We start from the raw sequence: 22117 nt of genomic DNA, 5'->3' as shown, positions 1-22117 counted from the left end.
TGCTCCAGGCCCTAGTATCGCCCATACCTAACAGGTATACATGGCCTCTGTTCCGGGCGAAGGTGCCCGTCGCCGGTGTACAGGGAGGAACCTATGCGGTGGATCCATGCCGCGGGTAGGGGCCTTCTCGTTCTCGTCGTGGTCCTGACCGGTTACGTTGCCGCCGGAGCGCAGGCGGGCGAGCCTGCCGGCGGCGGCCGCGGACCGCTCACCCTCGCCACCGCCGGAGACCTTACCGGTTACCTCGGTCCCCTGCTGGAGGGCTGGAACCGCACCCACCCCGGCGAAAAAGTGACCCTCGTCGAGCTGCCGGACTCCGCCGACGAGACCCGGGCCCAGATGGCCACCGACCTGCGCGACGGCGACCGCAGCCGGTTCGACGTGCTCAACATCGACGTCAACTGGACCTCGGAGTTCGCCGCGGCGGGCTGGATCCGGCCGCTGCCCCGCGACCGCTTCCCCCTGAAGACCTTCCTCCCGCCGGTCGTGGACACGGCGACCTACGACGGACAGCTCTACGCCGTCCCGTACGTCACCAACGCCGGCCTGCTCCTCTACCGCAAGGACGTCCTCACGAAGGAGGGCGTGGAGCCGCCGCGCACCTGGGCGGAGCTGGAGCGGTACGCGAAGACCATCGCCCCGAAGCACGGCCTCGACGGCTACGCCGGGCAGTTCCTGCCGTACGAGGGCCTCACCGTCAACGCGGCCGAGGCCGTCTACTCGGCGGGCGGCTCGATCCTCGGCGACGAGGGCGAGCGCGTCACCGTCGACTCGGCGGCGGCCCGTGAGGGCATCGGCTTCCTGGCGCGCGGAGTGCGCGAGGGCTGGATCCCGAAGGAAGCGCTGACGTACAAGGAAGAGGAGTCCAAGCAGGCCTTCCAGGACGGCCGGCTGCTCTTCCTGCGGAACTGGCCGTACGCCTACGTCGGCGCCTCCGCCCCGGGCTCCGAGGTCGCCGGGAAGGTCGGCGCCGTGCCCCTGCCGGGACCGGACGGGCCGGGGACGAGTGTCCTCGGCGGTTCCAACCTGGCCGTCAGCGCGCACGCGCGGCACCCCGACTCGGCCGCCCGCCTGATCGCCTACCTCACCAGCGAGCGCGTCCAGCGCCAGGTCCTCACGCGCGGCGCGCTGCCGCCCGTCCGGGCCGATCTCTACGAGGATCCCGCGCTCATCGGCAGGTTCCCGTACCTGCCGACCCTGCGGGAGAGCGTGCGCACGGCCGAGCCGCGTCCCAAGAGCCCGCGGTACGACCAGGTCAGTCTGGTGGTGCAGGCGGTCGTGCACGACGCGATGGCCGGGCACGAGACGCCCACGGCCGCGGTGCGCCGACTGGCGCGCGAGCTCGCCGTCATCTCGCGTCGGTAGCGCTTCTACTTACTTGTTAGGTAACGCGGACGTCTCATCTGGCTGAGATATGTCCGATAGATACCGGATTCCGCCATCTCAACTCCTCGGTAGCTTCTGCCTTTTCATTGACACCCTCTCGACACGCCTACCTAACATGCATGCATAACCGCTGCCCTCCTCAGAGACAGGTCGATGGGTTGAACAGGCACCACTGGTGGCGTGACGCAGTGATCTATCAGGTGTACGTCCGCAGCTTCCTGGACAGCACCGGTGACGGCGTCGGCGATCTCGCCGGAGTCCGGGCCGGGCTGCCGTATCTGAAGAAGCTCGGCGTCGACGGGATCTGGCTGAGCCCCTTCTATCCCTCGCCGCAGCACGACCACGGCTACGACGTGGCCGACTACTGCGACGTCGACCCGCTCTTCGGCGACCTCGCCGAGTTCGACCTGCTGGTGGGGGCCGCGCGGCGGCTCGGCATCAAGGTGCTGCTCGACATCGTCCCGAACCACTGCTCCAGCGAGCACCCCTGGTTCCGTGAGGCGCTCGCGGCCCCGCCCGGCAGCCCGGCCCGCGCCCGCTTCCACTTCGCCGACGGCCGCGGCCCGGACGGTGCCGAGCCGCCCAACAACTGGCACTCCATGTTCGGCGGCCCCGCCTGGAGCCGGGTGACCGAGGCCGACGGACGGCCCGGCCAGTGGTACCTGCACATGTTCGCGCCCGAACAGCCCGACTGGAACTGGCGCAACCCGGAGATCGGCGCCGAGTTCGACCGGATCCTCCGCTTCTGGCTGGACCGGGGCATCGACGGCTTCCGCATCGACGTCGCGGCCGGGCTCTTCAAGCACCCGGAGCTGCCCGACTCGGACGACCCGGAGGCCGACGCCCGCACCCGTGACTCGGTCAACCCGCTCGCCTGGAACCAGCCCGAGGTGCACGGCGTGTGGCGGCGCTGGCGTTCCATATGCGAGGAGTACACCGAGCGCGACGGCTGCGAACGCCTGCTCGTCGGCGAGGTCTCCGTCCCGACCGCCCGCGAGCACGCGCGGTACGTCCGCCCCGACGAACTCCACCAGGCCTTCTTCTTCGACCTGCTCAGCGCCCCCTGGGACCCGGACGCCTTCCAGAAGGTCATCTCCGAGGCCATGCAGGACATCGCCGGGACCGGCTCGACCGTCACCTGGGTCCTCAACAACCACGACCAGGTCCGCACCGTCACCCGCTACGGCGAACCCGCCACCGAGGGCAGCGGCCTCGGCGCCGCCCGCGCCCGTGCCGCCGCGCTGCTGATGCTGGCACTGCCCGGAGCCGCGTACATCTACCAGGGGGAGGAGCTCGGCCTGCCCGAGGTCGTGGACCTGCCCGACGACGTGCTCACCGATCCGATCTTCCGCCGCACCGGCAGCCGGGCCCGGATCCGCGACGGCTGCCGGGTGCCGCTGCCCTGGTCGGGGCAGGCCTCGCCGTTCGGCTTCACCCCGGGCGTGGAGAGCGCCAAGCCGTGGCTGCCTCAGCCGGAGTACTTCGCCGAGTACGCCACCGACCGGGCCCTCGCCGACACCCGCTCCTTCTGGCACCTGTACCGCGATGGCCTCCAACTGCGCGCCGCACTGCCCCAGTTGGGCGAGGGCGCACTGCGCTGGCTGGACTCCCCGCCCGGCGTCCTGGCCTTCACCCGCGGTGACGACCTGGTGTGCGCCGTCAACTTCGGTACGGCCCCCACCCCCGCGCCGGTCTCCGGCACCCCCCTGCTCGCCAGCGGCCCCTGTCCGCCCGGAGTGCTCTCCGGCTCGACGGCCGCCTGGTGGATCCGTTCCTGAACGCTCCGCAAGTCAACTCCCCGAAGGGACATCAACGATGATGCGACGACGTACCACCCTGCTCACCGGCTGCACCGCCCTCGTCCTGGCGCTCGGCGCGACCGCCTGCGGCGGCGGCCCCGTCGCGGCCGGCGGCGGCGACAAGGCGCTCGACGGCCAGACGATCACCGTGGCCGGTGTCTGGTCGGGCACCGAGCAGAAGAACTTCCAGAAGGTGCTGGACGCCTTCACCGAGAAGACCGGCGCCAAGACGCAGTTCGTGTCCACCGGCGACAACGTCTCCACCGTCGTCGGCAGCAAGATCGAGGGCGGCAACGCCCCCGACGTCGTGATGGTCCCGCAGGTCGGCGTGCTCAAGCAGTTCGCGCAGAAGGGCTGGCTCAAGCCGCTGTCGAAGAAGACCGAGCAGTCCGTGGACGCCGGCTACGCCCCCGTGTGGAAGGAGTACGGCAGCGTCGACGGCACCCTGTACGGCCTCTACTTCAAGGCAGCCCACAAGTCGACCGTCTGGTACAGCCCCGACGCCCTCGCCCAGGCCGGGGTGAAGCCCCCGAAGACCTACGACGAGATGCTGAAGGCCGGGCAGACCGTGTCCGACTCCGGTCTCGCCGCGTTCTCCGTCGCCGGGCAGGACGGCTGGACCCTCACCGACTGGTTCGAGAACGTCTACCTCTCCCAGGCCGGGCCCGAGAAGTACGACGCCCTCGCCGCGCACAAGCTGAAGTGGACCGACGCGTCGGTCGTCGACGCCCTCACCACGCTCGGCAAGCTCTTCAAGGACAAGCAGCTCATCGCGGGCGGCCAGAAGGGCGCCCTGAACACCGACTTCCCGGGCTCGGTGGAGAAGGTCTTCGGGCCGGAGCCCGAGGCCGGCATGGTCTACGAGGGCGACTTCGTCGCCGGCGTCGCCAAGGACCAGTTCGGCAAGAAGGTCGGCGAGGACGCGAACTTCTTCCCGTTCCCGGCGGTCGCAGGTGGCGAGGCGCCGGTCGTCAGCGGCGGTGACGCGGCCGTCGTCCTCAAGGACGGCAAGAACCAGAAGGCCGCCCAGGCCCTCCTGGAGTTCCTGGCGACCCCGGAGGCCTCGGCCGTGTGGGCGGAGGCGGGCGGCTTCCTCTCCCCGAACAAGAAGCTCGACCTCGCCTCCTACGGCGACGACGTCACCCGCGCCACCGCCAAGTCCCTCGTGCAGGCCGGGGACTCGGTCCGCTTCGACATGTCCGACCAGGCCCCGGCGTCCTTCGGCGGCACCAAGGGCACCGGCGAGTGGAAGCTGCTCCAGGACTTCCTGCGCGACCCGTCCGACCCGAAGGGCACCGCGGCGAAGCTGGAGGCCGCGGCGGCCAAGGCGTACCAGGACTGATCCGCCATGACAGCGACCCTCGTCAAAGAGACGAATCCCCCACCGCCCGTCACGATCGCCGACCGCACCCGGCGGCTGCGGCGGCGCGGCAAGATCATCGCCCTGCTGTTCGTGCTGCCCGCGCTGCTGCTGCTCGGCGCGCTCGTCGTCTACCCCGTGCTGTTCAGCATCGGCCGCAGCTTCTTCGACGCCTCCGGGACGACCTTCGTCGGCGGCGAGAACTACGCCGAGATGTTCCGCGACCCGGCGACCCTCACGGCCGTCCGCAACACGGCCATCTGGGTCGTCGTGGCACCGGCCCTGCTCACCGGCCTCGGACTGATCCTGGCCGTCCTGGTGGAGAAGGTCCGCTGGGCCACGGCCTTCAAGCTGCTCCTGTTCATGCCGATGGCGGTCTCCTTCCTCGCCGCCGGCATCATCTTCCGGCTCGCCTACGACGAGGACCCGGACAAGGGCGTCCTGAACGCCGCGGTCGTCTCCGTCCACGACGCCTTCAAGGCGCAGTCCTCGTACCCGACGGCACGAGCGCGCGACGGACAGGGCCTGACGAAGGACAAGGACGGTTCGTACCGCACGAGTACGAGCGTGTCCCCGGGCGACGCCGTGACGCTGGGCCTGGTCGGTGTGCTGCCCGGCGACCTGCCCGGCGGGACCCGGCCGGCGTACGCGGCGGCGGGACAGAAGGCCGCCCCCGACGAGCTGCGCGGCGTGGTCTACCTGGACTTCACGCCCGGCGGGGGAGGGGAGCAGGGCAAGGTCGACCGGCGGGAGAGCGGACTGCCTCAGATGAAGGTCGAGGCGGTCCGGGACGGCAAACCCGTCGCCACGGCGACCACCGCGTCCGACGGCTCCTTCCGCTTCGAGGGACTCCAACCGGGCTCGTACGCGGTGAAACTGCCGTCGTCCAACTTCGCCCCGCCCTATGAGGGTGTCTCCTGGCTCGGACCGGCGCTCGTCACACCGGCGATCATCGGGGCCTACCTGTGGATCTGGACCGGCTTCGCCATGGTCCTGATCGGGGCGGGCCTGTCGACGCTGCCGCGGGACGCGCTGGAGGCGGCGCGGATGGACGGCGCGAACGAGTGGCAGATCTTCCGGCGGATCACGGTGCCGCTGCTGGCACCGGTGCTGACGGTCGTGTTCATCACCCTCGTCATCAACGTGATGAAGGTCTTCGACCTCGTCTACATCATCGCGCCCGGTCCGGTGCAGGAGGACGCGACCGTGCTCGCGACGCAGATGTGGCTGGTGTCGTTCGGCGGCGGCAACAACCAGGGGCTCGGCAGCGCGCTCGGTGTGCTGCTCCTGCTTCTGGTGGTTCCGGCCATGGTGTTCAACGTCCGCCGTTTCCGAAGGAGTCAACGATGAACGCGGTTCGGCGCGGGTTGGGCAACGGGGTCGTCCAGGCATTCCTCGTGGTGGTCGGCCTGGTGTGGATGACGCCGCTGGCCGGGCTGTTCCTGTCCTCGCTGCGGTCCGCCGAGGACACGGCCAAGGGCGGCTGGTGGACGGTGTTCACCAGTCCCGGACAGCTGTCCTTCGACAACTACTCGTCGCTGCTGCAGAACGCCGGCATCACGCAGGCGTTCTGGAACACGGTGCTGATATCGGTGCCGGCGACGGTGCTGGTCGTGGTGATCGCGGCACTCGCGGGCTACGCGTTCGCGTGGCTGGACTTCCCCGGGCGGGAGGCGATCTTCCTGGTCGTGGTCGCGCTACTGGTGGTGCCCGTGCAGATCGGGCTGCTGCCTGTCGCCAAACTGTTCGGGCAGCTGGGGCTGTTCGGCACGATCCCCGGTGTCGTGCTGTTCCACGTGGCCTACGGCCTGCCGTTCGCGGTGTTCCTGCTGCGGAACTACTTCGCCGATATTCCGAAGGAGATGCTGGAGGCCGCGCGGATGGACGGGGGCAGCGAGTGGCGCATCTTCACGCGGCTCGTCCTGCCAGTGGGGCGGCCGGCGATCGCCTCCCTGGCCATCTTCCAGTTCCTGTGGGTGTGGAACGACATGCTGGTGGCGTTGCTGTTCGCGGACAGTTCCTCGCAGCCGTTGACGGTGGAACTCCAGTCGCAGATACGGCAGTTCGGCAGCAACATCGATGTCCTGGCACCCGGGGCGTTCGTGTCCCTGGTCGTGCCTGTCGTCGTGTTCTTCGCGTTCCAGAGGCACTTCGTGCAGGGGGTCATGGCGGGATCGGTGAAGTAGCCGCTGCCCCCAGGAGCGCGGCACGCGCCTACGGCTCGGGGAGGCGGGCGAGGGCCTTGGGAGCCAGCTCCTGGGCGCGGGAACACAGTGCCTCTTTTGACGAGTCGCCGGTGACTCCCACCGAGACCACCTCGGTACGGCCCTCGGCGGTCGGTCCGGCCTCGCCGTACTCGATGTCGACCGCGCAACTCGGCAGGCTGCGCCCGAGCAGGCCGCTGTACTCGTCGGCGGGGCTGTACTTCACCGCCGCCGTGCGTCCCCCGATCGTGAGCGGGCGTCCTTCCAGCGCATCGTCGACGTGCTGGAAAAGGACGTACAGGTGCGGTTCGTCGATGCTCTCGCCGCCCCAGGAACAACTCTGGCCGGTGAAGGTGGCGTATCGCTCCCCGGGGGCGATGCCCGGGACGCGCGCGGCCTCGCTCTTCTTGACCAGGTCGCACGCGTCCTGGTTCGCCAGCGAGTCGGGAGCGTGGCGGGCGGAGGGGAGGTCGCCGGTCTTGAGCAGGCGGATGACGTCGCCGGCGGCGGCGTCGGCGATCCGGCAGGCGCGGGAGCCCGACTCGTCTCCGTAGACGCTGATCGCGACGGTCGCGGTCCTTTTCCGCAGCACGACGTCCCGCGTGCAGTTCATGTTGCCGGTCAAGCCGCCGTGGCCCTCGCTCTCGTAGACGGTCACACCGTCCCGCGGCACGGGCGTCGGAGCAGGATCGCTCGCGGCCCTCTCACTCGGTGCGGCCTGCAAATCCACGAAGACCGAGACGGACTCGTCGCCCGGTCCGTGGAGCTGGATGTCGCACTGACCGTAGCTGTTGCCCTGGTCGTACTCGACCTTCCCGAACGCCGCCAGCACCTTCTCGCCGATCAGCCGGCAAGGGTCGGAGCCCCGCAGCTCCCTGGGGGTGACCGACAGGGAGACCGCGCTGGGCGCGGGTTGCCCGGAGCCGGCCGAGGTGGTGGGAGGGGCTCCCGGAGACGCGTTGTCCTGTGCGGAGCATCCCGCGGCGAACAGTGCGACGGCCAAGGTCGCCGCCGACACCGTCACCGAGCTACGGCCGCGCCGACCCCCGCACCGATCCGTGCCGGCCGACGCCCGCCGGCCGGCAGCCGGACGTTCGTCCCGTCCCCATTCATCTCTTCCGCTCACCCGCGTCCTCCTCTGTTCCCGCTCGGCGCTCGACGCCACTGGGCAGTCATCCGCCATTTCAGTGCCGACGGAATTGTTCAGAAAGCCGCGGCAGCAGCCGGAACAATGCCCCTGGCCGTCCCCGTAGCTGCCCACTGCCGGCCTCAAGGCGCCTTCCACTTGGGTGCGGAAGCTGATGGGCGGGCGGCCGGTGAGGCGTTGGACCGTGTCGGTGACCCGGTCCTCGGCTCCCTCGGCGATGGCGCGGTCCAGGCCGGCGGGCACGGCGGCGAACTCCAGGGGGAGGCCCTGCGCCAGCCGGTCGCGCAAGTGCTCACAGTTCGGCCGCCGATGGGTCACCGGACGCCCCGTGACCGCTGAGGACGGCCGCGGCGTCGGCGTAACTCAGCGCCTCCGGCCCGGTGACGACCAGGCCGCCCTCCGCCCTCCGCCCACCGGTCGGCGGTCAGCGCGTGCACAGCGACGGACCGCGATGTCGTCGGCGTCCACGAAGGCCACACGCCCCTCGCCTGTCGCGGTGAGGATCGTCCCGTGCTCGCGGATGCCGCGCGCGTGCGGGTGGTCGCCGGTGAAGTTCTGCATGAACCACGACGGCCGCACGACCGCCCATGTCTCGAACAGGTCGGGCAGGGCCTGCTGCACCTGCCCGACGGCCGGACCGCCGGACGGGATCGCCGAGGAGCCGAGCAGCACGGCCCGGCCCATCCCGGATGCGCGAGCCTGCTCCAGAAACGGCAGCATGACGGCAGCGGGCTCGGGCGACCCGATCGGCGGGACGAGATAGACCCGGTCCGTACCCCTCAGCACCTCCGCGAACGTCCCGGGCTCGTACCAGGCGAAGCGGACCGCCTCGGCACCGCCGACGGCGACCACGCGCCGGCTCGCCGCCTTCACCCGCTGCTCTCGCGCGGTGAGCAGACGGGCCACGCGCTCTCCGGTCGTGCCGGTGGCGCCGGGGACGAGGGTGGGCGTGGTCACCGGACCTTCCCGGCGAAGTCCGCCGCGTCGTCCTGCGGCAGGGCGAGCGGGTTCCAGTAGTCGCGATAGTGCCGGATACGGCCGTCGGCGACCGTCACAGCTCCCCGGCTTCACCGACGGCGACTTCGCCGCCCACGCTCTCCTCGCGGCGGTCCGCGCGGACCTCGTCGGCCACCTGGCCGACCGGCGGCACGTGTCGCGTGAGCGTCTTCGGGCCGATCTGGCGGCCTTCACCGCGCGGGTGCTGGGGGGAGTTGAGCACCGCAAACGCCGAAGCGGCCGCGAGCCCCTCAGGTCAGGGGCGCCAGCCGCTCCGGTGATGAGGCCGACCTGCGTCCGCGACGGTCACGCCGAAGCCGGTGGGTACAGCGACCGCGGCAGTTGCGAAGCCGCCGCCGCGTCCAGCAGCCACAGTGTCCGGCTGCGGCCGTACGCCCCCGCCGCCGGCGCCTGGATCTCCCCCGCGCCCGAGAGCGCGATCGCCGCGGCCTGGGCCTTGTCCTCGCCCGCGGCCAGGAGCCACACCTCCCGCGCCGCACGAATCGCCGGCAACGTCAGCGTCACCCGCGTCGGCGGCGGCTTCGGCGCGCCATGGACACCGACGACCGTACGGTCGAGTTCCCGCACCGCCGGCAGCTCCGGGAACAGCGACGCCACATGCGTGTCCGGCCCGACCCCCAGCATCAGCACGTCGAACGTCGGCACGGGCCCGTGGTTCTCCGGGCCCGCCGCCCGCGCCAGTTCCTCCGCGTACGCGGCCGCCGCCGCGTCCACATCGGTGCCGTAGGGGCCGTCCGACGCGGGCATCGCGTGCACCCGCTTCGGATCGAGCGGCACCGAGTCCAGCAGTGCCTCCCGCGCCTGCGTGACGTTGCGCTCCGGGTCGCCCTCGGGCAGGAACCGCTCGTCACCCCACCAGAGGTCGAGCCGGCTCCAGTCGACGGCGTCCCGGGCGGGCGCCGCGGCCAGGGCGGCCAGCAGGCCGTTGCCGTTGCGGCCGCCCGTCAGGACCACGGACGCCGAGCCCCGGGAGGCCTGCGCGTCCACGATCCTGGTGATCAGGCGGGCCGCCGCGGCCTGGGCCATCAGCTCCTTGTCGCGGTGGACGACCAGCTGCGGTGCCGTACTCACTTCGTCGTCGCCTTCCGTACCGGTTCCAACCTGGGCGGTTCCTGCTTCACCGGTGCCTGCGCCGTCGCTTCCGCAGCGGGAGCTTTCGCAGCCGTTTCGACGGGAGCGGGGAGGGCGAGCCGCTCCCGGCCGTCACTTTTGGGCTCCCCTTTGGCCACCGGCTCTTCCTTTTCGGCCGCCGGCTCTTCCTTCGCCTGGGCCGGCCAGGAGGCCTTCAGCCGGTCCACCCCGTACCGCAGCGCCGACGCGTACGTGTCGTCCGGGTCCAGCCGCCGCAGTTCCTCCGCGATCAGCTCGGCCGTGTCCCGGCGCTTGAGCGCCACTCCACGGGCCGGCTGGCCCTCGATGGACAGGGTCGCGAGGGACCCGTCGGCACGGTCCAGGGTGATCGCGCCGCAGCTGGTGTCCATGCGGACCGCCGTCAGCCCGGGGCCGCCGGACAGCGAGCGCTTCACGGGGACGTCCAGCCGGTCAGCGAGCCACATCGCCAGCAGCTCACAGCTCGGGTTGAACTCCTCGCCCTCCACCTCGACGGCCCTGACCTCGCAGGTGACCTGGTCGAGGGCGGCCGCCAGCATGGAACGCCAGGGCGTGATGCGGGTCCAGGACAGGTCCGTGTCGCCGGGGGTGTAGGTCCCGGACCGGGTGGCCAGGTCCCGTACCGGCTGCTCGGAGGCGTAGGTGTCGGTGACGCGGCGCTGGGCGAGGGCACCCAGGGGGTCCTTCGCCGGGTCGAGCGGCGCGTTCACCGGCCACCACACCACCACAGGGGCGTCCGGCAGCAGCAGCGGCAGCACCACCGACTGGGCGTGGTCGGCGACCTCGCCGTACAGCCGGAGCACCACCGTCTCGCCGGTGCCGGCCTCCGCGCCCACCCGGACCTCCGCGTCGAGGCGGGACTGCGTACGGTCGCGGGGCGAGCGGGAGACGCGCTTGATGACCACGAGGGTGCGCGAGGGATGCTCGTGCGAGGCGTCACTCGCGGCCTTCAGCGCGTCGTAGGCGTTCTCCTCGTCCGTCACGATGACCAGCGTGAGCACCATCCCGACCGCCGGGGTGCCGATCGCCCGGCGGCCCTGCACCAGCGCCTTGTTGATCTTGCTGGCTGTGGTGTCCGTGAGGTCTATCTTCATGGCCGGCGCCAGCTCCGTCCGTGTCGCTCGAGCATTTCGTCCGCCTCGACGGGCCCCCAGGTACCGGCCGGGTACTGGGCGGGCTTGCCGTTGTTGTCCCAGTACTCCTCGATCGGGTCGAGGATCTTCCAGGACAGCTCGACCTCCTCGGTGCGCGGGAAGAGGTTCGAGTCTCCGAGGAGAACGTCCAGGATGAGACGCTCGTACGCCTCCGGGCTGGACTCCGTGAAGGACTCGCCGTACGCGAAGTCCATCGACACGTCCCGGATCTCCATCGACGTGCCGGGGACCTTCGAGCCGAAGCGGACCGTGACGCCCTCGTCCGGCTGGACGCGGATGACGATCGCGTTGGAGCCCAGCTCCTCGGTGGCCGTCGTGTCGAAGGGGGAGTGCGGGGCCCGCTGGAAGACGACCGCGATCTCCGTGACGCGGCGGCCCAGGCGCTTGCCGGTACGCAGATAGAAGGGGACGCCCGCCCAGCGGCGGTTGTCGATCTCCAGCTTGATCGCGGCGTAGGTGTCGGTCTTCGAGGAGGCGTTGATGCCGTCCTCCTCCAGATAGCCGCGCACCTTCGTGCCGCCCTGCCATCCGGCCGCGTACTGGGCGCGCACCGTGTCCCGGCCCATGTCCTTGGGCAGCTTCACCGCGCCGAGCACCTTGGTCTTCTCGGCGGCCAGCGCGTCCGCGTCGAAGGAGGCCGGCTCCTCCATGGCGGTGAGCGCCAGGAGCTGGAGCAGGTGGTTCTGGATGACGTCACGGGCCGCGCCGATGCCGTCGTAGTACCCGGCCCGGCCGCCGATGCCGATGTCCTCGGCCATGGTGATCTGCACGTGGTCCACGAGGGACCGGTTCCAGATCGGCTCGAACATCGTGTTGGCGAAGCGCAGCGCCAGGATGTTCTGGACGGTCTCCTTGCCCAGGTAGTGGTCGATGCGGAAGACCTGCTCCGGGGCGAAGACCTCGTGGACGACCTTGTTGAGCTCCTCGGCCGACTTCAGATCGTGCCCGAACGGCTTCTCGATGACCGCGCGCCGCCAGGAGCCGCCCTTCTGGTCGGCCAGCCCGTGCTTCTTCAGCTGCTGGATGACCACCGGGAAGGACTTCGGCGGCACGGACAGGTAGAAGGCGAAGTTGCCGCCCGTGCCCTGTGCCTTGTCCAGCTCCTCGATCGTGGAGCGCAGGCGCTCGAACGCGTCGTCGTCGTCGAACGTGCCCTGCACGAAGCGCATGCCCTGGATGAGCTGCTGCCAGACCTCCTCGCGGAAGGGCGTGCGGGCGTGCTCCTTGACCGCGTCGTGGACCTCCTGCGCGAAGTCCTCGTTCGCCCACTCGCGGCGGGCGAAGCCCACCAGCGAGAAGCCCGGCGGCAGCAGACCCCGGTTGGCGAGGTCGTACACGGCGGGCATGAGCTTCTTCCGGGACAGGTCGCCCGTGACGCCGAAGATGACCAGGCCCGACGGCCCCGCGATACGCGGGAGCCGTCGGTCCGCGGGGTCACGCAGCGGGTTGCTGCTCGACACCTGTTCAGCCCTCCGAGGGCGCGAGGCGCCGGAGTTCGGCCTCGGTCGACTTCAGCAGGTCGGTCCAGGACGCCTCGAACTTCTCGACGCCCTCCTCCTCCAGCAGCCGGACCACGTCGTCGTACTTGATCCCGAGCTTCTCGACGGCGTCGAGGTCGGCGCGGGCCTGCTCGTAGGTGCCGGCGACCGTGTTGCCGGTGATCTCGCCGTGGTCCTCGGTGGCGTACAGGGTCGCCTCCGGCATGGTGTTCACCGTGTTCGGCGCGACCAGCTCGGTGACGTACATGGTGTCGCTGTACGCCTTGTCCTTCACGCCGGTGGACGCCCACAGCGGACGCTGCTTGTTGGCGCCCGCCTTCTCCAGCGCGTTCCAGCGGTCCGAGGAGAAGACCTCCTCGTACGCCTGGTAGGCGAGACGGGCGTTGGCGACGGCGGCCTTGCCGCGCAGCGCCTTGGCCTCGTCGGTGCCGAGCGCGTCGATCCGCTTGTCGATCTCGGTGTCCACGCGGGAGACGAAGAACGACGCCACCGAGTGGATCTGCGACAGGTCCAGGCCGCGCTCCTTGGCCTTCTCCAGGCCGGTCAGGAACGCGTCCATGACCAGGCGGTAGCGCTCCAGCGAGAAGATCAGCGTGACGTTGACGCTGATGCCCAGGCCGATGGTCTCGGCGATGGCCGGGATGCCCGCCTCGGTCGCCGGGATCTTGATGAGGGTGTTGGGCCGGTCCACCAGCCAGGCGAGCTGCTTGGCCTCGGCGACCGTCGCCCGCGTGTTGTGCGCCAGCCGCGGGTCGACCTCGATCGACACCCGGCCGTCCTTGCCGCCGGTGGCGTCGAAGACGGGGCGCAGGACATCGGCGGCGTCGCGGACGTCCGCCGTGGTGATCATGCGGATGGCCTCTTCGACGGTGACCTCGCGGGCGGCGAGGTCGGTCAGCTGCGTGTCGTAGCCGTCACCCTGCGAGATCGCCTTCTGGAAGATCGACGGGTTGGTGGTGACGCCCACGACGTGCTGCTGGTCGAGCAGCTCGGCGAGGTTGCCGGACGTGATCCGCTTGCGCGACAGGTCGTCCAGCCAGATCGCGACGCCCTCCTCGGAGAGGCGCTTCAGTGCGTCTGTCATGGAAATTCCATCTCCTACGTGTCGTATATGAGCGTCAGCGCTGAGCTGCGGCGATCGATTCCCGCGCGGCGGCGGCCACGTTCTCGGCAGTGAAGCCGAACTCGCGGAAAAGGACCTTGCCGTCGGCCGAAGCACCGAAGTGCTCCAGGGAAACGATGCGGCCGGCGTCCCCGACGTACTTGTGCCACGTCAGCCCGATCCCGGCCTCCACCGCGACACGAGCCTTGACGGACGGCGGCAGAACGCTGTCCCGGTACCCCTGGTCCTGCTGCTCGAACCACTCCACCGACGGCATGGACACCACGCGGGTGGGCACGCCGGCGCCCTGGAGCTGCTCGCGCGCCTCGACGGCGACGTGCACCTCCGAGCCGGTCGCGATGAGGATGACCTCGGGCTCGCCGCCGTCGGCCTCGAACAGGACGTAACCGCCCTTGGCGGCATCGTCGTTGGGCTCGTAGGTCGGCACACCCTGACGGGTCAGCGCCAGACCGTGCGGCTGGCCCTTGCCGAACTCCTTCGTCCAGCGCTTGAGGATCTCGCGCCAGGCGATGGCCGTCTCGTTGGCGTCCGCCGGGCGCACGATGTTCAGGCCCGGGATCGCCCGCAGCGACGCCAGGTGCTCGACCGGCTGGTGCGTCGGGCCGTCCTCGCCCAGGCCGATGGAGTCGTGCGTCCACACGTACGTCACCGGCAGGTGCATCAGCGCCGACAGCCGCACCGCGTTGCGCATGTAGTCGGAGAACACCAGGAACGTGCCGCCGTAGATCCGGGTGTTGCCGTGCAGCGCGATGCCGTTCATCTCGGCGGCCATCGCGTGCTCGCGGATACCGAAGTGGATCGTGCGGCCGTACGGGTCCGCCTCCGGCAGCGGGTTGTCCGCCGGGAGGAAGGAGCTGGTCTTGTCGATCGTGGTGTTGTTGGAGCCGGCCAGGTCGGCCGAGCCGCCCCACAGCTCGGGAACGACCGCGCCGAGCGCCTGGAGGATCTTGCCGGAGGCGGCACGCGTGGCCACGCCCTTGCCGACCTCGAAGACCGGGATCTTCTCCTCCCAGCCGGTGGGCAGCTCACCCTTGGCGATCCGGTCGTACTCGGCGGCGCGCTCGGGGTTGTTGTCCCGCCACTGCTGGTACGCCTTCTCCCACACCGCGCGGGCCGCCTGGCCCCGCTCCAGCGCCCTGCGGGTGTGCGTGATGACCTCGTCGGCGACCTCGAAGCTCTGCTCAGGGTCGAAGCCCAGCACCCGCTTGGTCGCCGCGACCTCGTCCTCGCCCAGCGCCGAGCCGTGCGCGGCCTCGGTGTTCTGCGCGTTCGGGGCCGGCCAGGCGATGATCGAGCGCATCGCGATGAACGACGGCTTGTCCGTGACCGCCTTGGCCTTCTGGATCGCCTCGAAGATCGCGGCCGGGTCCAGGTCGCCGTTCTCCTGCGGCTCCACCCGCTGCACGTGCCAGCCGTAGGCCTCGTACCGCAGAGCGGTGTCCTCGGAGACGGCCGTCTCGGTGTCGCCCTCGATCGAGATGTGGTTGTCGTCCCACAGCAGGATCAGGTTGCCGAGCTTCTGGTGGCCCGCCAGCGACGAGGCCTCGGCGGAGATGCCCTCCTGGAGGCAGCCGTCACCGGCGATGCAGTAGACGAAGTGGTCGAAGGGCGACTCGCCCTCGGGGGCCTCCGGGTCGAATAGACCACGCTCGTAGCGGGCGGCCATCGCCATGCCCACCGCGTTGGCGACACCCTGCCCGAGCGGGCCGGTCGTCGTCTCCACACCGGTCGTGTGCCCGTACTCGGGGTGGCCGGGGGTCTTCGAGCCCCAGGTGCGGAAGGACTTCAGGTCGTCCAGCTCCAGGCCGAAACCGGCCAGGTACAGCTGGGTGTAGAGGGTCAGGGACGAGTGGCCGGCGGACAGCACGAAGCGGTCCCGCCCGACCCAGTCGGCGTCCGCCGGGTCGTGCCGCATCACCTTCTGGAAGAGGGTGTAGGCGGCAGGCGCCAGGCTCATCGCCGTACCCGGATGGCCGTTACCGACCTTCTGTACGGCATCGGCGGCCAGGACACGCGCGGTGTCGACGGCCCGCTGGTCCAACTCGGTCCACTCGAGGTCTGTTGTGGTCGGCTTGGTGCTCACCCTGGGTCAGGGCTCCTCTCCACATGTCGGATGCCGGTGTATCGGGGCGTCCACCGGCCGCAGCCGAGCCTACCCCCGTGGGACGGGGGTTCTTTCGGGTCACTCCAGAGTGCCGGGACACGTTTCGATCCGCCTCCTGACTGGGCCGTATCCCATTCGGCAAGTGAATACGAAGCCGCTCATCCGGGTGCTCAATCGAGCTGCCACGCGCCCTTCGGAAGCCGCTCGCCAACACGACCCGACCCCCGCGAATATCCGACTCTGGGCAACGTCTAAAGTGGCGTGGTACGCGCGAGCCTTTACCGGGACTTCACACGGGTGAGGCTTGCTGGGATGTCTCTGTAGGGGTGTGCGTGACGGCCGTTGAATCCCGTCCAGCGGGGATGATCGGGACGGACCAGAGCCCGGCCCACCGGCCGTTCGGGGCCCGTGTCAAGGCGTTCGTGGCTCTCACCAAGCCGCGAATCATCGAGCTGCTGCTGATCACCACCGTCCCGGTGATGTTCCTGGCGCAGCAGGGCGTGCCCGACCTGACGCTGGTGCTGCTGACCTGCGTCGGCGGTTACATGTCCGCGGGCGGCGCCAACGCGCTCAACATGTACATCGACCGTGACATCGACGCCCTGATGGACCGCACCTCGCAGCGGCCGCTGGTCACCGGCATGGTCAGCCCGCGCGAGTGCCTCGTCTTCGGTATCACCCTGGCCGTCGCCTCGACGCTGCTGTTCGGCCTCACGGTGAACTGGCTGAGCGCCTGGCTCTCCCTCGGCGCGCTCCTCTTCTACGTCGTCGTCTACACGATGATCCTCAAGCGCCGTACCTCGCAGAACATCGTGTGGGGCGGCATCGCCGGCTGCCTGCCCGTGCTGATCGGCTGGTCCTCGGTCACGAACTCCATGTCGTGGGCGCCGATCATCCTGTTCCTCGTCATGTTCTTCTGGACGCCGCCGCACTACTGGCCGCTGTCCATGAAGGTCAAGGAGGACTACGCGCGCGTAGGCGTCCCGATGCTGCCGGTGGTCGCCTCCAACAAGGCCGTCGCCAAGCAGATCGTGATCTACAGCTGGGTCATGGTCGCCGTCTCGCTCCTGCTGACCCCGCTCGGCTACACCGGCTGGTTCTACACGGCGGTCGCCCTGCTGGCGGGCGGCTTCTGGCTCTGGGAGGCGCACGGCCTCCAGAACCGCGCCAAGGCGGAGGTGACGGGCGCGAAGCTGAAGGAGATGCGCCTGTTCCACTGGTCGATCACCTACGTCTCGCTGCTGTTCGTGGCCGTCGCGGTCGACCCCTTCCTGCGCTGAGGCAGCGCTGACGCACCGCTGACGTACGTCACAGGGCCCTGCTCTCGCCAGCCGATCTACTCGTGAGTAGCATCCTGGTCATGGCAGAGACGCAGCAGGTTGACCCGAAGGCCGAGCGCAAGGCGGCCCGGCTGGCCAAGCAGATCAGCTCCTTCTCCAAGTCCCACGGCGGCGCCGAGGGACAGGTCGCCCACCTCGGCGAACGCGGCGCCCGCATCGTCCTGGTCGGCGAGGACGGCAACTGGGGCGACTTGGTGGCCCCGACCTACGAGATCGCCGAGAAGGCCGTGGAGAAGGCGGGCATCACCCGCCACGAGTCCTTCGACGGCGAGTTCGCCGCGAAGGTCAAGACGGGCCGCTACGAGTGGTCGCGCATGGCGGGGATCCAGGTCGGCGGCCCGAAGAACGACTGACCTTCTTGGGGGCGCGGGGCTGTATCGATTTTGCGGCTCCGCCGCGTGGGCGCGGCCGGCCACGAACGACCCGCGGCCGCCAGAACACCCGCGCCCCTCATCGGGACCGCGACCTCAACCCGGTTCACCCGTTAGGACCCTTAGGAACAACAGGGTCCACCCCGGGGAGCCCGGATGATCGAAACGCCGTCCCTAGTGGACCAGTACTGCCACGGAGTACTCCGCACAGAGCTGGGCCTCGGCACCTTCGAGGCCCACCTCTCCCGCACAGAGGGCCCACCCGCCCCCGGCACCACCCTCTTCGACACCCAGACCGGCTTCGCCGTAAGACGCTGGTGTCCGCCCCTGCTGGGCCTGGAACCCCACTGCACACCGGCCCGCTACCTGGCCCGCCGCCGTGAACTGGGCGTCCTGGAGTCCGCCCGCCGGCTCCTGCGCGGCAGCGGCATCACGACGTACCTGGTCGACACGGGCCTGCCCGGGGATCTGACCGAACCCGGCGAACTGGCCTCCGCCGGAGCGGCCGAGGCCCGCGAGATCGTACGGCTGGAGCTGCTCGCCGAGCAGGTCGCCGACACCTCCGGGACCGTCGAGTCCTTCCTCGCCAACCTCGCCGAGTCCGTGCACGCCGCCGCCGCGAACGCCGTCGCCTTCACCTCGGTAGCGGGCGTACGGCACGGCCTCGCGCTCGCGCCGGAGCCGCCCGGGCCGGGGGAGGTGCGGGGGGCCGCCGGCCGCTGGCTCGCGGGGCGCGGTGTCGGCGGGGAGCTGAGCGACCCCGTGCTGCTGCGGCACCTGCTGTGGAGCGCCGTCGCCTCGGGGCTGCCGCTCCAGCTGCACGCGGGGCTCGGCACGCCGGGCCTGCGCATCGACCGTACGGATCCGGTGCTGCTGACGGACTTCGTACGGGCCACGGCCGGTCTCGGCACGGACCTCGTCCTGCTGCACGGCTACCCGTACCACCGGCACGCCGCCCACCTGGCCGGTGTCTTCCCGCACGTCTACGTAGACTCCGGAGCCGCCCTGGTCCGCACCGGCGCCCGCGCCGCGACCGTCCTCGCGGAGTTTCTGGAGCTGGCCCCCTTCGGCAAGATCCTCTTCTCCACCGGTGCCCAGGGGCTGCCCGAGCTGCATGTGGTGGGCGCCAGGCTGTTCCGCGAGGCGCTCGGCCGGGTGCTCGGCACCTGGGTCGCCGAGGGCGCGTGGTCCCTGGCCGACGCGCAGCGGGTGGCGGAGATGCTGGCGTCGGGGAACGCGTGCCGGGTGTACGGGCTCGACTGACCCCGGTCAGGGTGGCTTCTAGGCCTTCGTCAGGGTCGCCTCGGGCGCGGGACCGGGCACATCGGCCACGACCTCCCGCCGTTCGCGCAACGACAGCACCACCCGCAGCACCCAGATCCACATCACGGCCGAGCCGAACATGTGCAGGCCGACCAGGACCTCGGGCAGGTCCGTGAAGTACTGGACGTAGCCGATGACGCCCTGCGCGAGCAGGATCAGGAACAGCTCGCGGGTGCGGTTCAGCGGACCCTTGGGGGCGTCGACCGCCTTGAGGACGAACCACAGGGCGAACGTCAGCGTCACCACGATCCACGCCAGCACGGCGTGCAGCTTGCTCACCGTCTCCCAGTCGACCGGCATCCGCTCGACCTCGCTGGAGTCGCCGGCGTGGGGGCCCGCGCCGGTGACCACCGTGCCGACCAGGATGAGCAGCACGGCTGCGGCGACCAGGAACCAGACCAGCTGCTGCACGGCCTTGCCGACCAGCGGGCGCGGCGGCGCGTCGCCCTCACGGGTGCGCTGCCACATCACCGTGGCCACCGCGATGAGCGCGGACGTCGCCACGAAGTGCGCCGCGACCGTGTACGGGTTGAGACCGACCAGCACCACGATGCCGCCGAGCACCGCGTTGCTCATCACGATCCAGAACTGCGCCCAGCCCAGCCGGGTCAGGCCGCGCCGGTACGGCTTCTGGGAGCGCGCGGCGATGATCGCCCAGCCGACGGCGGCGCACAGCACGTACGTCAGCATGCGGTTGCCGAACTCGATGGCCCCGTGGAAGCCCATCTCGCTGGTGGCGGTGAGCGAGTCGGCGGTGCACTTGGGCCAGGTCGGGCAGCCCAGGCCCGAGCCGGTCAGCCGTACGGCTCCGCCGGTGACCACGATGAGCACCGACATCACGATCGCGGAGAGGGCCGCGCGCTGGACCGTCCGGGGTTCCGGGGTCCAGCGCTCGGCGATGAAGGCGAGGGGGTTGCGCAGGGCCGCCCTGGCGTCGGCGCGGGTCACTTTTGGCACGCGACCCATCGTAGGACGCCGCTTGTGCACGCTTTCACGAGGGTCCGTCATGGCCTTACTCCCAGCGGAAGAACCGTCCGGCCGCCGCCAGCCCGACGACCGCCCAGACGCCCAGGACCCCCAGGTCGGCCCAGGGCATCCCGGCCCCGTGTTCGAGCACGTCCCGCAGTCCGCCGGACAGGGCCGAGATGGGCAGCAGGCCGAGCAGGTCCTGCGCGGCGGAGGGGAACTTGTCGAGCGGCACGATGACCCCGCCGCCGACGAGCAGCAGCAGGAACACCAGGTTGGCGGCGGCGAGCGTCGCCTCGGCCTTCAGCGTCCCGGCCATCAGCAGGCCGAGGCCCGAGAAGGCCGCCGTACCGGCGACCAGGAGCAGCAGCACGGCGAACGGGTTGCCCTGCGGCGACCAGCCGAGCGCGAAGGCGATCACCGTCAGCAGGATCACCTGGAGCACCTCGGTGACCAGCACGGACAGCGTCTTCGCCGTCATCAGGCCCCAGCGCGGCAGAGGCGAGGAGGCGAGCCGCTTCAGGACGCCGTAGCGGCGCTCGAAGCCGGTCGCGATCGCCTGCCCCGTGAACGCCGTCGACATCACCGCGAGCGCGAGGATGCCGGGGGCGAGGAAGTCGACGGCCTCGCCGGCACCCGTGTCGACGATGTCCACGGTGCTGAAGAGCACCAGGAGCAGGGTCGGGATGACGACGGTCAGCAGCAGCTGCTCGCCGTTGCGCAGCAGCATCTTCGTCTCGAGCGCGGCCTGGGCCGCGATCATGCGGGGGAGGGGCGCGGCCCCCGGCTTCGGCGCATAGGTGCCGGTGGCGGTCACGAACGCAGCTCCTTACCCGTGAGCTCCAGGCTGTGCTTTCCCGGGGGACAACCCCCGGACCCCCGGCAGACCTCGGTGTGAGCCGGAATCATGAGCGCAGCTCCTTGCCGGTCAGCTCGAGAAAAACGTCTTCGAGGGTGTGCCGCTCCACCGAGATCTTCTCCGGCATCACGCCGTGCTGGGCGCACCAGGAGGTGACCGTCGCGAGCAGTTGTGGGTCGATCTTGCCGACGACGCGATAGGAACCCGGCGTCAGCTCGGCGGCCGAGCAGTCGGCGGGCAGGGCCTTCAGCAGCGAGCCGACGTCCAGCCCGGGGCGGCCGGAGAAGCGGAGCGTGTTCTCGGCGCCGCCGCGGCACAGCTCCTCCGGGGAGCCCTGGGCGATGACCCGGCCCGCGTCGATGATCGCCACGTCGTCGGCGAGCTGCTCGGCCTCGTCCATGTAGTGGGTGGTGAGGATGACGGAGACGCCGTCGGCGCGCAGGTCCCGGATCAGGTCCCAGGTGGCGCGGCGGGCCTGCGGGTCGAGCCCGGCGGTCGGCTCGTCGAGGAAGACGAGCTCGGGGCGGCCCACCACGGCCATCGCCAGCGCGAGCCGCTGCTGCTGTCCGCCCGACAGCCGCCGGTACGTCGTGCGGCCGCAGGAGCCGAGCCCGAGGCGTTCGATCAGCGCGTCCACGTCCAGGGGGTGGGCGTGCAGCTTGGCCACGTGGCGGAGCATCTCGTCGGCGCGGGAGCCCGAGTAGACGCCGCCGGACTGGAGCATCACGCCGATGCGGGGCCGCAAGTCCCGGGACTGTCCGACCGGGTCGAGGCCCAGGACGCGCACCGTGCCGGAGTCCGGCTTCCGGTACCCCTCGCAGGTCTCGACCGTGGTCGTCTTGCCCGCCCCGTTGGGGCCGAGCACGGCGGTCACACCCTCCCGGGCCACCAGGTCGAGCCCGTCCACCGCGGTCTTCGTGCCGTACCGCTTCACCAGGGCCTGGACCTGGACCACGGGCTCACTTCGCATGGGTCCAGAGTCTAGGTTCGTGCGAGCGGGCTCAGACCGGCGGGTGCAGGAACTCCTCCTCACGGGGGCGGTGGACCGCCAGCCACTGTTCGGCGTAGGCCACGGCGTCCGCCACCGGGAACAGCCGCGCCTCGGCCGCCCCGACCTTTCCGCGTACGACGGGACGGTCCCGCTCGAAGTCGTAGCCCAGCTCGTCGAAACGCTCCGAGCTGATCGACACCTCGGTCACGGTCTCCCAGCCCTCGGGGCCCGGCCGGCCCACGGCGACGCGCGGGGACGGTATCCGGTACTCGGCGAGGTGGAAGCTGGTGCAGGAGGCGTAGCCCGCGCCGAGCAGCAGGACCCGGGCGCCCATGGCCTCCAGCTTCGCGAGCGGGCTGCGCTC

General features: G+C 70.6%; 19 protein-coding genes and 1 pseudogene. 8 read left to right on the top strand and 12 right to left on the bottom strand.

Features of this window, described 5'->3' with window-relative positions:
- Positions 1–93 precede the first annotated feature (93 nt).
- From AOQ53_RS17065 to AOQ53_RS17045, 5 genes are all read left to right on the top strand, one after another.
- Complete coding sequence (locus tag AOQ53_RS17065) at positions 94–1365, top strand: ABC transporter substrate-binding protein (protein WP_059418246.1); 1272 nt, start codon at positions 94–96, stop codon at positions 1363–1365.
- Between the two features lie 140 nt (positions 1366–1505).
- Entirely contained in the window at positions 1506–3164 is a 1659-nt protein-coding gene (locus AOQ53_RS17060) for a glycoside hydrolase family 13 protein (protein ID WP_174523308.1), read from the top strand.
- 37 nt (positions 3165–3201) lie between these two features.
- Positions 3202–4527: an ABC transporter substrate-binding protein gene (locus tag AOQ53_RS17055; protein WP_059418244.1), complete on the top strand. Its 1326-nt coding sequence runs from the start codon at positions 3202–3204 to the stop codon at positions 4525–4527.
- Between the two features lie 6 nt (positions 4528–4533).
- Positions 4534–5895, top strand: a complete 1362-nt coding sequence (locus AOQ53_RS17050) for an ABC transporter permease subunit (RefSeq protein WP_059418243.1) — start codon at positions 4534–4536, stop codon at positions 5893–5895.
- Positions 5892–6731, top strand: coding sequence for a carbohydrate ABC transporter permease (locus AOQ53_RS17045; protein ID WP_059418241.1), 840 nt, complete (start codon positions 5892–5894; stop codon positions 6729–6731). Before AOQ53_RS17050 ends, AOQ53_RS17045 begins: the two co-directional genes overlap by 4 nt.
- Positions 6732–6759: 28 nt before the next feature.
- On the opposite strand, the gene AOQ53_RS44655 is transcribed toward AOQ53_RS17045, so the two are convergent.
- The 8 genes and pseudogenes from AOQ53_RS44655 to tkt form a co-directional block, all read right to left on the bottom strand.
- Entirely contained in the window at positions 6760–7752 is a 993-nt protein-coding gene (locus AOQ53_RS44655; RefSeq protein WP_167745724.1) for a DUF3558 domain-containing protein, read from the bottom strand.
- A gap of 264 nt (positions 7753–8016) precedes the next feature.
- Positions 8017–8853: pseudogene (locus AOQ53_RS17040) on the bottom strand (ergot alkaloid biosynthesis protein); the annotation flags it as partial.
- 94 nt (positions 8854–8947) lie between these two features.
- Positions 8948–9115, bottom strand: a complete 168-nt coding sequence (locus AOQ53_RS48090; protein ID WP_167745725.1) for a hypothetical protein — start codon at positions 9113–9115, stop codon at positions 8948–8950.
- A gap of 83 nt (positions 9116–9198) precedes the next feature.
- Positions 9199–9984, bottom strand: a complete 786-nt coding sequence (gene pgl / locus AOQ53_RS17035) for a 6-phosphogluconolactonase (protein WP_078945348.1) — start codon at positions 9982–9984, stop codon at positions 9199–9201.
- Positions 9981–11117 carry a glucose-6-phosphate dehydrogenase assembly protein OpcA gene (gene opcA, locus AOQ53_RS17030; protein ID WP_059418240.1) on the bottom strand — a complete coding sequence of 379 codons (1137 nt, stop codon included), beginning with the start codon at positions 11115–11117 and terminating at the stop codon, positions 9981–9983. Before opcA ends, pgl begins: the two co-directional genes overlap by 4 nt.
- Complete coding sequence (gene zwf / locus AOQ53_RS17025) at positions 11114–12637, bottom strand: glucose-6-phosphate dehydrogenase (RefSeq protein WP_059418238.1); 1524 nt, start codon at positions 12635–12637, stop codon at positions 11114–11116. Before zwf ends, opcA begins: the two co-directional genes overlap by 4 nt.
- 4 nt (positions 12638–12641) lie before the next feature.
- The gene (tal, locus tag AOQ53_RS17020; protein WP_059418236.1) at positions 12642–13760 is read right to left on the bottom strand and encodes a transaldolase; all 1119 of its coding nucleotides are present in this window, start codon (positions 13758–13760) and stop codon (positions 12642–12644) included.
- 34 nt (positions 13761–13794) lie between these two features.
- Positions 13795–15882 carry a transketolase gene (tkt, locus tag AOQ53_RS17015; protein WP_059418234.1) on the bottom strand — a complete coding sequence of 696 codons (2088 nt, stop codon included), beginning with the start codon at positions 15880–15882 and terminating at the stop codon, positions 13795–13797.
- Positions 15883–16265: 383 nt separating this feature from the next.
- Here tkt and AOQ53_RS17010 point away from each other — a divergent pair, with 383 nt between their 5' ends.
- The 3 genes from AOQ53_RS17010 to AOQ53_RS17000 all read left to right on the top strand — a co-directional run bounded on the left by AOQ53_RS17010 (position 16266) and on the right by AOQ53_RS17000 (position 18877).
- Positions 16266–17183, top strand: coding sequence for a heme o synthase (locus tag AOQ53_RS17010; protein WP_174523307.1), 918 nt, complete (start codon positions 16266–16268; stop codon positions 17181–17183).
- Between the two features lie 80 nt (positions 17184–17263).
- Positions 17264–17596, top strand: a complete 333-nt coding sequence (locus AOQ53_RS17005) for a hypothetical protein (protein WP_059418229.1) — start codon at positions 17264–17266, stop codon at positions 17594–17596.
- 174 nt (positions 17597–17770) lie between these two features.
- Positions 17771–18877, top strand: coding sequence for an amidohydrolase family protein (locus AOQ53_RS17000; protein WP_059418227.1), 1107 nt, complete (start codon positions 17771–17773; stop codon positions 18875–18877).
- An 18-nt stretch (positions 18878–18895) separates the two neighbouring features.
- Here the strand turns inward: AOQ53_RS17000 and AOQ53_RS16995 are convergent, their stop codons facing one another.
- From AOQ53_RS16995 to AOQ53_RS16980, 4 genes are all read right to left on the bottom strand, one after another.
- Positions 18896–19945, bottom strand: coding sequence for a COX15/CtaA family protein (locus AOQ53_RS16995; RefSeq protein ID WP_408055170.1), 1050 nt, complete (start codon positions 19943–19945; stop codon positions 18896–18898).
- A 4-nt stretch (positions 19946–19949) separates the two neighbouring features.
- A complete protein-coding gene (locus AOQ53_RS16990) occupies positions 19950–20666 on the bottom strand; it encodes an ABC transporter permease (protein WP_059418260.1) in 717 nt (238 codons plus the stop codon).
- 142 nt (positions 20667–20808) lie between these two features.
- Positions 20809–21732: an ABC transporter ATP-binding protein gene (locus AOQ53_RS16985; protein ID WP_059418224.1), complete on the bottom strand. Its 924-nt coding sequence runs from the start codon at positions 21730–21732 to the stop codon at positions 20809–20811.
- 31 nt (positions 21733–21763) lie between these two features.
- A partial coding sequence (locus AOQ53_RS16980) for an AAC(3) family N-acetyltransferase (protein ID WP_148640338.1) occupies positions 21764–22117 on the bottom strand: 354 nt, incomplete at its 5' end.

This window comes from Streptomyces azureus (assembly GCF_001270025.1).
GTDB lineage: Bacteria > Actinomycetota > Actinomycetes > Streptomycetales > Streptomycetaceae > Streptomyces > Streptomyces azureus.
Note: the sequence above shows the minus strand (reverse complement) of the source record. Positions and strands in the feature narration are given on the sequence as shown.

Bases quoted from the DNA above. Each gene is read 5' to 3' on its own strand.
- AOQ53_RS16990 (WP_059418260.1), bottom strand. From the start codon at position 20,666: ATGATCGCGGCCCAGGCCGCGCTCGAGACGAAGATGCTGCTGCGCAAC.
- AOQ53_RS17055 (WP_059418244.1), top strand. From the start codon at position 3,202: ATGATGCGACGACGTACCACCCTGCTCACCGGCTGCACCGCCCTCGTC.
- opcA (WP_059418240.1), bottom strand. From the start codon at position 11,117: ATGAAGATAGACCTCACGGACACCACAGCCAGCAAGATCAACAAGGCG.
- AOQ53_RS16995 (WP_408055170.1), bottom strand. From the start codon at position 19,945: ATGACGGACCCTCGTGAAAGCGTGCACAAGCGGCGTCCTACGATGGGT.
- AOQ53_RS16985 (WP_059418224.1), bottom strand. From the start codon at position 21,732: ATGCGAAGTGAGCCCGTGGTCCAGGTCCAGGCCCTGGTGAAGCGGTAC.
- AOQ53_RS17005 (WP_059418229.1), top strand. From the start codon at position 17,264: ATGGCAGAGACGCAGCAGGTTGACCCGAAGGCCGAGCGCAAGGCGGCC.
- AOQ53_RS17000 (WP_059418227.1), top strand. From the start codon at position 17,771: ATGATCGAAACGCCGTCCCTAGTGGACCAGTACTGCCACGGAGTACTC.
- AOQ53_RS17050 (WP_059418243.1), top strand. From the start codon at position 4,534: ATGACAGCGACCCTCGTCAAAGAGACGAATCCCCCACCGCCCGTCACG.
- AOQ53_RS17060 (WP_174523308.1), top strand. From the start codon at position 1,506: ATGCATAACCGCTGCCCTCCTCAGAGACAGGTCGATGGGTTGAACAGG.
- AOQ53_RS17065 (WP_059418246.1), top strand. From the start codon at position 94: ATGCGGTGGATCCATGCCGCGGGTAGGGGCCTTCTCGTTCTCGTCGTG.
- AOQ53_RS17045 (WP_059418241.1), top strand. From the start codon at position 5,892: ATGAACGCGGTTCGGCGCGGGTTGGGCAACGGGGTCGTCCAGGCATTC.
- tal (WP_059418236.1), bottom strand. From the start codon at position 13,760: ATGACAGACGCACTGAAGCGCCTCTCCGAGGAGGGCGTCGCGATCTGG.
- AOQ53_RS17010 (WP_174523307.1), top strand. From the start codon at position 16,266: ATGATCGGGACGGACCAGAGCCCGGCCCACCGGCCGTTCGGGGCCCGT.